General features: G+C 62.4%; 7 protein-coding genes and 1 tRNA gene. 5 read left to right on the top strand and 3 right to left on the bottom strand.

The features are described 5' to 3' along the window. Positions 1 to 50 precede the first annotated feature (50 nt). Together ACM43_RS25960 and ACM43_RS25965 are read left to right on the top strand one after the other, a co-directional pair. Positions 51 to 7,874: an ExeM/NucH family extracellular endonuclease gene (locus ACM43_RS25960; protein WP_271543901.1), complete on the top strand. Its 7,824-nt coding sequence runs from the start codon at positions 51 to 53 to the stop codon at positions 7,872 to 7,874. A 270-nt stretch (positions 7,875 to 8,144) separates the two neighbouring features. Beyond that, positions 8,145 to 8,237: transfer RNA gene (locus ACM43_RS25965), tRNA-Ser, on the top strand. A gap of 310 nt (positions 8,238 to 8,547) precedes the next feature. On the opposite strand, the gene ACM43_RS25970 is transcribed toward ACM43_RS25965, so the two are convergent. The 3 genes from ACM43_RS25970 to ACM43_RS25980 all read right to left on the bottom strand — a co-directional run bounded on the left by ACM43_RS25970 (position 8,548) and on the right by ACM43_RS25980 (position 10,104). Then, on the bottom strand, positions 8,548 to 8,784 hold the full coding sequence (locus tag ACM43_RS25970; protein ID WP_036025141.1) for a hypothetical protein: 237 nt from the start codon (positions 8,782 to 8,784) through the stop codon (positions 8,548 to 8,550). A gap of 741 nt (positions 8,785 to 9,525) precedes the next feature. Further along, positions 9,526 to 9,657 carry a hypothetical protein gene (locus ACM43_RS25975; protein ID WP_271543904.1) on the bottom strand — a complete coding sequence of 44 codons (132 nt, stop codon included), beginning with the start codon at positions 9,655 to 9,657 and terminating at the stop codon, positions 9,526 to 9,528. A gap of 105 nt (positions 9,658 to 9,762) precedes the next feature. Beyond that, on the bottom strand, positions 9,763 to 10,104 hold the full coding sequence (locus ACM43_RS25980) for an H-NS histone family protein (protein WP_074448231.1): 342 nt from the start codon (positions 10,102 to 10,104) through the stop codon (positions 9,763 to 9,765). Positions 10,105 to 10,579: 475 nt separating this feature from the next. Here ACM43_RS25980 and ACM43_RS25985 point away from each other — a divergent pair, with 475 nt between their 5' ends. The 3 genes from ACM43_RS25985 (at position 10,580) to ACM43_RS25995 (ending at position 13,805) form a co-directional block, all read left to right on the top strand. After that, positions 10,580 to 11,299 carry a hypothetical protein gene (locus ACM43_RS25985; RefSeq protein WP_271543906.1) on the top strand — a complete coding sequence of 240 codons (720 nt, stop codon included), beginning with the start codon at positions 10,580 to 10,582 and terminating at the stop codon, positions 11,297 to 11,299. Positions 11,300 to 12,984: 1,685 nt separating this feature from the next. Continuing rightward, positions 12,985 to 13,194, top strand: a complete 210-nt coding sequence (locus ACM43_RS25990) for a hypothetical protein (protein WP_036008144.1) — start codon at positions 12,985 to 12,987, stop codon at positions 13,192 to 13,194. A 104-nt stretch (positions 13,195 to 13,298) separates the two neighbouring features. Continuing rightward, a complete protein-coding gene (locus ACM43_RS25995) occupies positions 13,299 to 13,805 on the top strand; it encodes an A24 family peptidase (RefSeq protein WP_271543911.1) in 507 nt (168 codons plus the stop codon). The last annotated feature ends 1 nt before the right edge of the window (position 13,806 follow it).

Consider the following 13,806-nt stretch of genomic DNA (forward strand, 5'->3'; position numbering starts at 1 on the left):
GTGAGGCGGTGATCTGCGACGTCTTCTCTCAAGCGCTGGAGTGGCCATAAATGTCGACAAACCCTCATGTCCTGGCGAACGGCGATTTCCTGCAGGATTGGTCCAATACCGGCCTTGTCACGACCAACGATGACTGGTCGGGGGTCGCATCGATCGTCGGCTATCTCGGCAACGAGGTCGTTTCGGCCACCGGGGTGGACGCGCGTACGGCTAGCGGACCGTCGTCAGGAGATGTCGACGTCGTCGCCAACCAAACCAACACCGCCATCACCAACGGCGGTGTGGCCGAGTTCCAGATCGCCAACCCGACAGTGGCGCTGAACGGTTCCAACAGTGCGGATGCCCCCGGCCTCGTGATCCATCTCGACGCCACCGACCGCAAGGATGTCCGGCTGAGCTTCAACGCACGCGACCTCGACGCCAGCACGGACGACTCTGCACAGCAGATCAACGTGCAGTACCGGCTCGGTTCGAGCGGGCCGTGGACCAATGTTCCCGGCGGTTACGCTGCTGACGTCACCACCGGCGGTGCCGCGACTCAGGTGACACCGTTCGATCTGCTGCTGCCTGACGCCGTCAACGGCCGCAGCGACCTCCAGGTTCGCATTCTCACCACCAACGCCGTCGGCAATGACGAGTGGGTCGGCATCGACGACATCCGCGTCGCCAGTTCGTCCGAATCGGCGATCGAAATGCAGCACGTCGCATTCGCGCCGGATTCGCTTACGGTGTCGCATGACGAAGGTAGCAGCGGTCCGACCGTCTTTCAGTTCACCGTCGAGCGCAGCGGCGGCACCACGGGCAACGTCGCGTTCTCGGGAACGATCGCTTCGGCACAGACCGATGCGGCCGACTATGTCGGCGGCGAGCCGGTAAGCTTCAGCGGCAGCATCGCGGCGGGAGAGACCTCCGCGGTCGTGACCGTTACCGGCGCCGGCGACACCGACGATGAGGCGAACGAGAGCTTCACGCTGACGCTGCAGAACGTTTCCAATTCGGCGGCCGTGACCACCACGATCGGCAGCGCTGCGACGGCGACCGGCACCATCGTCAATGACGACATCGGCATCACCAAGATCAGCGCGATTCAGGGCAGCGGAGCCAGCAGCGCCATGGTCGGTCAGATTGTGACCGTCGAAGCCATCGTGGTTGGCGACTTCCAGAACGGCGACGCCGACGCCGGCCGCAATCTCAACGGCTTCTATCTCCAGGAGGAGACTACCGATTCCGACGGCAACGTGCTGACCTCCGAGGCGATCTTCGTGTACGGCGGCGCCACCGACGTCCAGGTCGGCGACCGGGTCCGCGTCACCGGCTCGATCAGCGAATATTTCGGCCTGACCGAGCTCACCGCGAGCAGCATTTCGGTCGTTCAGGCCGGCGCGGTGGCCGACATTGACACGATGGCGACGCAGATCGACCTGCCGTCGATGGGCACGACGCTGAGCCAGGACGGCGACTACCAGCCCGATCTTGAAGCCTATGAAGGCATGCTGGTCACGATTCCGGAGACCCTGACCGTCACCGAGCAGTTCAATCTCGACCGTTTCAACGAGATCAAGCTTGTGGCGGGCGAACGGCTCGAACAGTTCACGCAGGAGAACGCGCCCGACGCCGCCGCCTACCAGGCGTATCTGGCCGAGCTTGGTGCTCGCACCATCACCTATGACGATGGCCTCAACGTCCAGAATGCGGCGATCAACAACCTCGATGGCTTCGATCCGAACGACAACCCCTCCGCCGCGCCGAACTACGGCACCGCCGACGCGGTCCGGATGGGTGACACCATCGCCGGCCTGACCGGCGTGCTCGACTATCAATGGGCCGGCAACTCCGCCTCGGGGGCGACTTGGCGGATCCGTTCGGTCGAGGACGGCGCCAACACCTTCGGAGCCGGCGACAATCCGCGCACCGATGCGCCGGAAGACGTCGGCGGCCGTCTGAAGGTGGCGAGCTTCAACGTGCTGAACTACTTCACCACGCTGGACAATGGCGGCACCACCGCGATCGGCCAAGCGCCGCGCGGCGCCGACAACGGCGCGGAGTTCGCACGTCAGACCGAGAAGCTGGTCGCGACCATCCTCGACATGGACGTCGACGTGCTGGCGCTGACCGAACTGGAGAACGACTTCTCCGCCGCATCGTCCGGCAACGCAATCAAGTATCTGGTCGAGCAGCTCAATGCCGTGGCTGGGGCCGGTACCTATGCCTGGGTCGATCCCGGCCAGCAGTTCGTCGGCGGCGACGCCATCGCGGTCGGCTTCATCTACGACACCACCGCGGTGAAGGTCGCCGACGGCACGACTATCGAGATCCTTAACGACGCCGATCTGCCCGGCCTCGGCCTCGGCGGCCTGCTGGAGCAGAGCACGGTCGGCGCCGTGTTCGACGGCGAGAACACCAGCCGCAATGCGCTCGCGGTGACCTTCGAGGAGCTTGCGACCGGCGAAACCTTCACGGCGATCGCCAACCATCTCAAGTCCAAGAGCGGTACCGGCTCCGGCGCCGATTCCGATCAGGGCGACGGCCAGGGCAACTGGCAGAACCAACGGGAATTGGCCGCCACCGCGCTGACCGCGTGGGCAGCCACCGATCCGACCGGCTCGGGCGATCCCGACGTCATGCTGCTCGGCGATTTCAACGGCTACGCCAAGGAGCAGTCGACCGCGCTCATCGGGAGCGCGGGCTATGAGGATTTGCAGGCCCGTGAGGACGACGCATATTCCTATGTGTTCGACGGCCAGACCGGCACGCTCGACTACGCCTTCGCCAACGCCAGCCTCGGCGAACAGGTGTCCGGTGTGACCACCTGGCACATCAACGCCGACGAGGCCGATGCGCTCGACTACAACACCGACTACGACCGCGACACATCGATCTTCGACGGCGACGCCCCGGTCCGGGTGTCCGACCACGATCCGGTGATCGTAGGCCTCAACCTCGGGGAGCAGGAGCCGACCCCGGCTTACACGCTGCAGATTCTGCATGCCTCGGACTTCGAGGCGGGCCTGAACGCGGTCGATCGCGCCGGCAACTTCGCGGCGATTGTCGACTATCTCGAGGATACCTACGAGAACTCGATCACGCTGTCGTCGGGCGACAATTTCATTCCCAGCCCGTTCTTCAGCGCCGGCAGCGACAGCTCGCTGAAGGAGGCATATGAAACGGCACTTGAGACCTATTACGGCCTCGCCGCCGGGACGCTGAATATCTCGCCCGGCTTCGGTACCGCCGACATGGCGATGCTGAACATCATCGGCGTGCAGGCCTCCGCGATCGGCAATCACGAATTCGACGCTGGCACCAGGGCATTCGCCGACATCATCAGGCAGACCGCCGGTTATCCGGGCGCGCAGTTCCCCTATCTCTCGGCCAATCTGGACTTCTCAGGCGATACCAATCTCGCGTCGCTCTACACCGGCACGATCCAGGATGCTGACGCTTACACCGGCTTCCCGCCGGCGGCGGGTATCGGCAAGAAGATCGCGCCGGCCACGGTCATCGAGGAGAACGGCGAAAAGATCGGCGTGATCGGCGCGACCACCCAGATCGTACAGAGCATCTCCTCGACCGGCGGCGTCGAAGTGATCGGCGACAATGTCGATGACATGGCGACGCTGGCAGCAATCCTGCAGCCGACTATCGACGGCCTGCTGGCTCAGGGCATCAACAAGATCGTCCTGGTCAGCCATCTGCAGCAGCTCGCGCTCGAAAAGGCGCTTGCGCCCCTGCTGCACGGCGTCGACGTCATCGTCGCCGGCGGCTCGCACACGCTGCTGGCGGACGAGACCGACGTGCTCCATGCCGGCGACACCGCTGCCGACACCTATCCGATCGTCACCGCAAACGCCGACGGCAATACCACGCTGATCGTCAACACCTCCGGCGAGTACTCCTATGTCGGACGACTGGTGGTCGATTTCGATGCTGAAGGCAACGTGATCTACACCGCCAACACGGCGGTCAACGGTGCTTACGCCAGCACGGAAGAGGTGGTCGCCTCGCTGTACGACGGCAACACCACCGTCGACGTCGACGATGACGGCGACGTAGATGCCGACGATGCCGATGCGTTTGCCGACGGCGGCCGCGGCGATCTGGTCAACGACATCGCCCAGGCGGTGGGCGGCGTCATCGACGCGCAGGACGGCAACACTTTCGGCAAGACGGACGTCTATCTCGAGGGCCGTCGCAGCGAGGCGCGCACCGAGGAGACCAACCTCGGCGACCTCACCGCCGATGCGAACCTGTGGTACGCCCAGAAGGTCGACCCGACCGTGCTGGTTTCGATCAAGAACGGCGGCGGCATCCGCGACTCGATCGGCTACGTCTATGCGGTCGGCGGCGAAGCGGTGGAGAGCCCGCCGCTGGCGAACACCAGCGTCGGCAAGGAAGCGGGCGAGGTGTCGCAGCTCGATATCGCCAACTCGCTGCGCTTCAACAACGCGCTGTCGATGGTCACGGTGACCGCAGATCAGCTGCTCAAGGTGCTCGAGCATGCCGTGGCGGCGACCACCGCGACCGCGACGCCCGGCCAGTTCGCCCAGGTCGGCGGCATCGCGTTCTCGTTCGACAAGGACTTGCCGGCCGGCAACCGCGTGCAGTCGGCAGCGCTGATCGATGACGACGGCAACGCGGTGCTGACGCTGGTCGCCAATGGAGAACTGGCGGTCGATCCGGAGATGGCGATCCGGGTCGTGACCTTGAGCTTCTTGCTCACCGGCGGCGACGGCTATCCGTTCGCGAGCTTCATCGCGGCCAATCCCGCCTTTGCCAACGTCGTCAACCTCTCGCCAGACCTGGTCCCGGATGCCGGGCAAGTGGCGAGCTTCGCCGCCGAAGGCACCGAGCAGGATGCTTTCGCCGAATACATGGCTGCGAACTACTCCGACACGTCCTACGACGTCGCCGACACCGACCGGGCGCACGACGAGCGCATTCAGAACCTCGACTATCGTCAAGACACGGTGCTCGAAACCGAACCGCTGGTGCTGGTCGGCGACGAGGGTGACAACGAACTCACCGGCGCGATCGGTGACGACGTTCTCACCGGCCTCGGTGGCGACGACGTCCTCGCCGGGCTCGCAGGCGACGACCAGCTCGACGGCGGCGAAGGCGATGATACCCTGTCCGGCGGCGAGGGCGACGACGCGCTGCTTGGCGGTGCAGGCGACGATACGCTCGACGGCGAGGCTGGAGACGACCGGCTCGCGGGCGGCGAGGGTGACGACACCCTGACCGGTGGCGAGGGCGACGACGTCCTGGTCGGCGGCGAAGGCTATGACACCCTGCAAGGTGGCGCAGGCAACGACGAGCTGGCGGCCGGCGCCGGCGACACTGCTGAAGCCGGTGACGGCGACGATCTCATCATCGTCTCCACCGACGACGCCGCGCCGAGTTCGATCGACGGCGGCGACGGCAATGACACGGTCAAGCTGATCGGTGGCGGCACGGCGGAGCTGATCGCCACGCTCGATGTCGAAAACCTGCTGGTCTCCGCAGGCACTTGGTCGGCGGCCGGATCGTCGTCGTACGACAACGTGACGATCCAGGACGGCGCCAAGCTGGCTTCGAGCCTCATTGTCGACAACAACGACCACGTCGTCATCGAGGCCGGCGGTGCGCTCGCGGTGTCCGGCAACGCGATCGTCTGGCAGGCCGGTGGCGTCGCGGTCATCGACAATGCCGGCGAGATCGCAGGCTCGACCCGTGCGCTCACCACCACGGCGGGGGCGACGGGCTCGTTGACCCTCAACAACCAGGCGGGCGGCGTCGTCCGCGGCGCGCTGACCCCGGAACGGGCCGGTCATGCCGACGCGACTATCACCGTCAACAACGCCGGCGTGATCGAAGCGAACGGCCGCGTCCTCGATTTCCGTGCCTTCGACAACAACGGCGCGTCGGCGGTGATCAACAACCTTGCCGGGGGCATCATCCGCCAGCACAACGCCGATACGGACGTGATCCGCCCCGGCACTGACGGCGTCGTCAACAACTGGGGGACGATCACGACGGATCCGACGTTCGTGGGCGGAGGCGATCTGATCGACTTCCAGAGCGACACCGGCGGCAAGGTCAACAACTATGCCGGCGGCTGGATGGAAGCTTCGCGGCATGCCGTCACCGGTGACAACGCTGTCACCGTCATGAATCGCGGCACGATGATCGGCCGCAACGGGTCCGCCGTGAACTTGGACACCGACGGGTCGCTTGCGCAGAAGGCGTTCATCACCAACCATGGGGTGATGGAAGGCCGCTCCGCCGAACTGGCCGACTCCGATGGCGACGCCATCGACGTCGACGGCTTGGTGCAGGTGCTGAACTATGGCCGAATTGCCGGCCTCGGTGCCGAAGGCTATCATGACGGCGAACCGAACGTGTCCGAAGCGATCGCGATCGGCGGCGGCGAGATCGTCAACAGCGCCACCGGCGAGATCTACGGTTATGGCCGGGCGATCCAGGTCGACAACTCCAGCAACAGCAACGCGCTGGGGGCGACCACCATCGTCAATGACGGTCTGATCCAGGGCGACGGGCGCGGACCGGAAGGGGTTTCGCCGGAGGACGCTGCCCGGTTCGACCTCCGCGGCAACGAGGCGATCAACCTCGTCGGCGACTACGAGGACTTCGTCGGCAACAACAGCACCGGGCGGATCGTCGGTGGCATCTCGATGGGCGGCAGCCGCGACACCCTGAACAACTCGGGGTCGATCGTTGCGACGGGCGGTTCGGCGATCGACATGGGCGCCGGCAACGACCAGGTCAACCTCTACGTCGGCGCCACGGTGACCGGCACGATCCTGCTCGGCGTCGGCGACGACGTCGCGCTCTCGACATCCGCGGGCGGCTTCGTCATCGATGGTGCCGATGGCAGCGACACCATCGCCATGGACTACACTTACGGCGGCAATGACGTGTTGTTCGGCGGCGCCGGCAACGACTACATCTACGCCGGCGCCGGCAATGACCAAGTCGATGGCGGTGCCGACAACGACACGTTGTACGGCAATGACGGCGGCGACGTGATCAAGGGCGGAGCGGGTGACGACATCGTCGATGGCGGCGCCGGGAACGACGTGCTGCTCGGCGGCCTCGGCGACGACGTACTCCGAGGCGGTGCCGGTGACGACACCATCGACGGCGGCAGCGGTCAGGATCTGCTGGATCTGTCCGACGCCACCGGTGCGGTCACGATCAACCTGGCGTGCGGCACCGCGACCGGCGCAGGCATTGGCACCGACCATTTCAGCAATATCGAGGGCTTCATGCTCGGCGCCGGTGCGGACCATCTCACAGGCGGCAACGGTGCCGATATGTTCGATGGCGGAGCTGGCAACGATGTCATCGCCGGTGGAGCCGGCAATGATACGCTGCGCGGCGGCGACGGCGACGACGGCGTCGACGGTGGCTCCGGCAACGACGTGGTCGAGGGTGGCCTCGGAAACGACGCGCTGAAGGGCGGCTCGGGTGCCGACGTCGTCTCCGGCGGCGACGGCGACGACAACATCGATGGCGGCTCCGAGAACGACACGTTGAATGGTGGTGCCGGCAACGACATCATCAAGGGTGGCTCGGGAGCCGACATTCTCGCGGGCGGTGCCGGCAACGACATTCTGTCGGGCGGCTCGGGTGCCGATGTGTTCATCTTCGCCGCCGGCTTGGGCAAGGACACCGTTACCGACTTCGCCACCACCGGTGCGTCGGCCGATGTGCTGCAATTCTCAAACAGCCTGTTCGCCGACTTTGCCGACGTGATGTCGCATACCACACAGGTCGGCAAGAACGTCGTCGTGACGCTCGATGACGATAATGCTGTGACGCTGACCAATGTGCAGATGGGCTCGCTCTCGGCAGACGACTTCCGCTTCGTCTGATCCATCGCGGACTGAACCGAACCACGGAGCGCAACAGCGTTCCGTGGTTCTCGTGCAAGAAGGCCTCGTCACCAAGGATGAGGCGCTGGGGCGGGTCGCCGTCGCTTGGGCAAGTAGTGACGCCGGAGCGGCGAGGAGAAAGACGCTGCGGGGACCTGAGCGCGGCGAAGATCGCGATACCGACCAGGACGAGTGACGGACCTTCGGGAAGCCTATCAGGCAATGCAAGCACTAAGATCGTGCGACGAATGCCCACTTTCAGCCGGACAAGCCAGAGTGGCGCGACCAGTAAGTCATTGATTGTTCTCGACCCGGGGCTGACTCTTAATCAGCGGGTCCCAGGTTCGAGCCCTGGACACGGCCGGTTTGCTATTCGGTGTTTCCCTAGTTTCTATATCTTCACCCATTCGATACAGCGCGCAGATCCGATGAGACAAGTCGGTCACGTGCTTGTCGTAGAATAGGAAATCGGAGCGGGCAAAACGGACGGTGTGTTCTGTCCCTCGCAGCAAGATACCGCTTGCTGCAGAACCAGAACCAGAAGCAGAATGTTCCGGATCTGGCCCGCAAAGCGCAATGCGCAGTTCGATGCGGCGGCGCAGCGATCGCTGGCGGAGTCATGCGCAAAGATCCGTTATGCACGCACGATCTAGCCGGCTTAACCTCTTTCGCGTCAGCCGCGCTTTCGCTGAGAGGGTAACGTAAATTCCACGACCTCGTGCTTGTCGCACGGATCAGGTGGCTGATTTTTCTTCACGATCAGCTCGAGCTCGAGAGCCTCGAAGGCGAGCTCATCCGCCAAGCGCTTGAACAGCTCGCGCTTTTCTATGTCCGTCGCCCGCTGACTCATCAGCGTAAATTCTCTGGCGTCAGCGCGGACCTTTTCCAAACGTCGTCGAAGGTCCTTCATGTGTGCCGGCGTAGCTTTTAGTATTATCCTCGGCCCGAACAATCAGTCTGCTTGTTCGGATCCATCGGGAGTCAACTGCCGAAGCTCGATACTGGTTCTATGTGCACCGCTAATTCGCCGCTCTTAGTGCTGCGATATTTAGCCATGCTCCATGACCCAGCCCCGGTTCAGGGATTGCAGGCTGAGGTCGGCCGTCTTGGCTGATGAGCCATCTCTGTCCGGCTCTCGCCCGATGATGCATAGACTAGCATACCTGAAGGGCCTGAATGTTCGAAAGCGCACAGACGCGAGTGTTGCGCCCGACTAGGCTGCGAGCGATCCTGGGCGTTCGCGAAGCGCACAGGCCCAACGGCATCGGCGGATGCCAAATGTGCCGGCTGCGGCGACGCGGTTCCGTCCGCGAACGCAGAGTTGCCGGCTGCGTGCCGGGTATGAGGCAGGAATAAGCTCGGCAGATTAGATCAACGATGGTCGTTCTCGTGCGTAGTTTCCTTCTCATAGTGGGAATATGGCTGCTGGTGAACGTTCTGTTCGTTGTAGCTGTCCTGCCCTCGCGCACACCGGCATCTACTCGGCGCGCAGCAATTCCATCGCCGGCGACGATCAACACGACGGCCGGTCGCTCGGATGGTCACGACCCACCACTCGTGCAGCGCGGGATGACGCCGGTTCCAATCAGAGTTCTTTTCGCCGTCCTCGTCCTTCCAGCCCTTCGGGCGTGGAATGCGGTTAGGCGGCACTTCAAAAGGCATCGCGACTAGACGCGGCCATCGCGCGCTTGAGATTCGCGTCGATGTCTTCACTGCGCCGCGGGCCCCCCGAGCGATTCAGCGAGACCGTCAGCCAGATCGCAAGTGCGGTCGCTATGGCCATGGCTCCAACCATAGTCATGACCCGCGTTAAAGCGATAATGTGAAAATCTCAGATCGGGAAATAGCCGGCGCCAGCATTCCCAACCCAAAATGCCGCAATCGGCGCTCAATTTGTCTGCCGCTTTTGAGCTGAAGCCTGATCGATCAGGAAATCGTCCAAGTCTCGGCCGCTTCGAAGCTGCGGCCGCAGCCATCGCGGCTGCCTGCCACGACCCGACCATGTCTCCGCTGGGTTCTTCGGATTGCGATATTTGGGACGGACGGGCGGATATGGACGGCGGCGCTTGTAATTGAGCCGTGTGACCTCGCTGGCCAGTCTAATGCTGCGCAGCCTTTCCTCCAAACGTGCTTTTTGCACCAACATTTTCTGAGTGAGTTTGGCGGCGACCTCTTGGTGAAGGGTCCAGAGCTCGTCAACGGAGAGCGAATTAAAATGCGCGGTGTTCATGGCTCCAATCCGAATCTTGGGCAGAAGGCCCGGGCACACAAGTCGGGAATCAGGGAGCAGGCAAGCCGTCAGTTAAATATTGATCGTACAATCCACATTTAAATCCGCTAGGTGGCAGGGAAAAAGGCGCGACGATGGTAATATCGTGATGGAGTATTTAATTCGTAGCGGGGGTGTCCACGTATCGCGACATCCACGAACTCATCCCTCGGCAAGTTTTGCTTTGGTGTTCGGGAACGGGCGCAACTATCGCGATCGACCGGGCGGCTAAGCCGCGGATCGAGGCCGGCGCAACTCAGATGACCCGATGAATCCATCGGCCTATCCCCTTGTTGCAGGCATCCCTGGAGTGCTGGACCGGCATATCAATTAGGTGGCCAAGAATACCATTAATTCATCGCGTTGCCCGATTTAAGCCGCATGGGGGCCGTTGTCGCCGCTAAGGCTCAAGCGGGGGCGCACCCGGGAGTTTCCGATGTCCGGACAGTTGCGATTGTACTTCGCCAGTTTGCTCCTTGTCGGAGGTTTTTCGGCGACGCCTGCGTCTTCCAATCCTCTAACCGATTTCTTCAATACTGCTACGTCCCAACCCACGGTAACCACCTCTCCGCCGCAAGCCGAATGCGCGCCGCGTCCCGGTACCTCGACCAGTGGCGGACAGCATTGGGTCTACCGAATGGACGGTCGTCGCAGATGCTGGTTCCTGGCCGAGGGCATCGCGGCGGTGAAGAAGCCCATTCGGGCTCCCGCGGCCAAAGACCGTAGCGCCAGTTTCGACGAGAACCGGACCACGCAGACCACGCGGAGCGTGATCGTTGATGCGCGCGCGGAGTTGCTGCGCTCTGCACCGCCCGAGCAATCTCAGACGCCTGTAACGGAAATTCAGGTAGCAGATGCCACTTCCGATCTCGGCACGGGTGCTACCCTGATGTCGGAGGCTCCCGTCGGAGATATTCCCCGCAACCAGCTCAAGCGCGAACACTCCGTGCCGGATCAAGTCAACGTTGGGCAGTTTCTCGCCGCCGCGCCTGCCGACCCACCTCAAGATATGCCGCTGGGCCCGCGCACTGCAGAGGGGCACGACGAAGCGCGCAGCTGGACGGGCTGGCTCGGTGGGCTGCTGATGACGCTTGGTGGCCTCTCGCTCTTAAGCTCGAGCCACACGCTTCGGCACGCAGTGAGACTACGCCACTGAGGTGGCGACATACGAGGTACTGCCGCCGCGCGACCGACGGATTGAACGAGCAGGTATCGCCGAACTGCCACACGTACAATGGTTCCGTTGCATCGCACTTAGTTTGGCGCTGCCTTAACCGGACATTCGGGTACGATGATCGTCACCTTTTTGGATCGGACGGCATCATGCGGTATAAGGTTTTCGTGGTGGACGGCAGCCGGCAAGTGATCTGCACTGCAAAGCTCGACTGTATTGACGAGCAGGCGGCGAGACGCCGAGCCGAGCAAATGCATGACGAGCACGACGTTGAGCTTTGGGAAGGCGATCGGCTCGTTGCGGTGTTCCGAAGTGCAACGTCGAATGAAAGTCGGAGCTAACGCCCGACCCTGAATGGGCGTCCCGTCTCGCCGCCGAGTTCGTTCAAGTGTTGTGAGGCACCCCGGCCTGGCTGGCTGGCGACGCGTCGTAGCGACGTCATCGCCGAGGCTCGCTAGGCGCAGATGAAGCCGCCCAGTCCTCTTTCAAGGTAGAGGTGGACGCGAGGAACGCGGGCAATCCGTGCATCGAATCGCGCGAGTGAGCCGGGTCATCCTTTCCGGCGGGTCTCTAAACGGCTCTAGCTCTGCCGTTCGCTTTGGTACGCCGCCTTCTGCCGATTGGTTTTGTTTCTAGATGTCGGAGCTTACTTCGAAGTTTCTCCACCTCTCTGAGCTCCTCCAGAAGCGCCTGGTGCCGTTCGCTCAGAACAGCACTAGAAGAAATTTGACGCGTACTGGACATCACATGCCTCAGAAAAGGACTTAACTAGGAAGTCGACGAAAACGGAAGACAAAGAACGCCCGACTGAAGCTCAATGAGCTAAGGCCGCGGCCGCCAGATGCTCCCAGTACTCTGCCTCTGCAAGCAATTTCCAGCTTCGCGCAGGTTGGAGTACGGCAGTCTGACGGCAAAGCAAGGCCATTGCGCGAAAGCGGCGGGCAGCTTCCATTCCAACCTCCCATGTTTTCTTTTCCCCAACATATTTTTTAATTTTGTGATGGAGTCATCATGATTATATGCAATAACAAAATAATCGTTTGTTTTGCTTTTCTCCGCACCCAGGGCAGATGCGCCGGCTACTGAGCCCGTAACAATGATGGCGGTCCTGGCTGCGCGCTACGCTCTAGAGCGTACCACCATCCCGCGATGGTCCGCCTCGCAAGGTGGGGTCCAGGAGCCTCAATGATTGCGGCACACCGGTGCAACTGACGGGAATCATGCGGCTACAAGGCAGCGATCAGTGCGATCGGAATTTCGAAGGGATCACCTCACCCGTCGTGCACAGATGTGCTGTTCGCGCCGCCGCACGTCGGCGAAACTTGCTCCATGCGCGCCGGCCTGGGCGCAGCATCGATGAATCTTATTAAACGCTGCTCATCCGTAATAATCCGGTGATTCTTTGCCGGCTCTCAGCCGGCGCTCTTGTCGGGATTCAATTGTTAGGTCGGCTATCGTATTTGTATTGCGACGGTTTTGTCGATTGTTGGGTCGTCGCGACGGGTTATTTCGCGGTAGCTTAATATGAAATATGTATTATATATTAAATGTTGACGATAATAGACATTTAATGAATAGTTTGTCGCTGGCGGGGCCGGAGATAAATCCGCAGCCGCTGAAGTTGCCAAGGTGTCTGAAAAATCCATCTTGAAAGAAGGGATTCCTCTATGTTGCATCATTTCATCGAGACCAAGGAAGCGTTGAAGCGTCTGCGGACGGACCAGGACGGCGTGGTGTCATTCGAGTACATCATCGTCGCGGTTTGCATCATCGGCGCAGTGTCAGCTGTGTTCGGCGTTGGTGCCGGCGGTGCGATCGGAACCGCGCTGACAGGCGGGATCACCGCGATCACCACCGCTTTTACTGCGGCGGTCTGATACGGCCGGTCCGGCCAGAGGGGGGCATCGGAATGTGTCCCCCTCCGAATGTTATTTCTCTCCATTCTTATTCTTGCTGTGCCTTCCACCACCCTGAGGCATGCATGAGCTGGGTTTCTTCCACCGTCTCGATACTGGAAATCTCGTTGTTGCTGTATGTCGCAACGCTCGACGTCGCGACCCGCACGATCCGAAATGACGTCTGTCTCTTGCTGGCGCTGCTCGGGATCGCCCGTCAGCTTGCCAGCCCAATGCAACTTGCCGAATCTCTCATCGCCGCGACGCTCCTGTTCCTGCTGCTGCTCGCGCTCTACCGGCGTGGCGGGATTGGCGGGGGCGACGTCAAGTTACTGGTAGCTTTGGCCATTGGCCTGCCGCCGACGGGCTTGATTGAGTTGCTGACGGTAACCACGCTGGCCGGGGGCGTTCTTGCCCTGGTGCATCTGGTGATGCGCGTCCTGCCATATCCGAGGTTGGCGCCGGTCGGGTCGTCGCTCGCACGCCGCGTCTACGCGATCGAGCGCTGGCGCCACGTGCGACACGCGCCCCTGCCTTACGGGGTGGCCATAGCGTGCGGTGGCATCTGGACCATCTCGAGCAGAGGATTTTGAC

It is taken from the genome of Bradyrhizobium sp. CCBAU 45321 (genome assembly GCF_028128975.1).
GTDB classification, from domain to species: domain Bacteria; phylum Pseudomonadota; class Alphaproteobacteria; order Rhizobiales; family Xanthobacteraceae; genus Bradyrhizobium; species Bradyrhizobium yuanmingense.

Bases quoted from the DNA above. Each gene is read 5' to 3' on its own strand.
- ACM43_RS25970 (WP_036025141.1), bottom strand. From the start codon at position 8,784: ATGAAGGACCTTCGACGACGTTTGGAAAAGGTCCGCGCTGACGCCAGA.
- ACM43_RS25960 (WP_271543901.1), top strand. From the start codon at position 51: ATGTCGACAAACCCTCATGTCCTGGCGAACGGCGATTTCCTGCAGGAT.
- ACM43_RS25980 (WP_074448231.1), bottom strand. From the start codon at position 10,104: ATGAACACCGCGCATTTTAATTCGCTCTCCGTTGACGAGCTCTGGACC.
- ACM43_RS25995 (WP_271543911.1), top strand. From the start codon at position 13,299: ATGAGCTGGGTTTCTTCCACCGTCTCGATACTGGAAATCTCGTTGTTG.
- ACM43_RS25975 (WP_271543904.1), bottom strand. From the start codon at position 9,657: ATGGCCATAGCGACCGCACTTGCGATCTGGCTGACGGTCTCGCTGAAT.
- ACM43_RS25990 (WP_036008144.1), top strand. From the start codon at position 12,985: ATGTTGCATCATTTCATCGAGACCAAGGAAGCGTTGAAGCGTCTGCGG.
- ACM43_RS25985 (WP_271543906.1), top strand. From the start codon at position 10,580: ATGTCCGGACAGTTGCGATTGTACTTCGCCAGTTTGCTCCTTGTCGGA.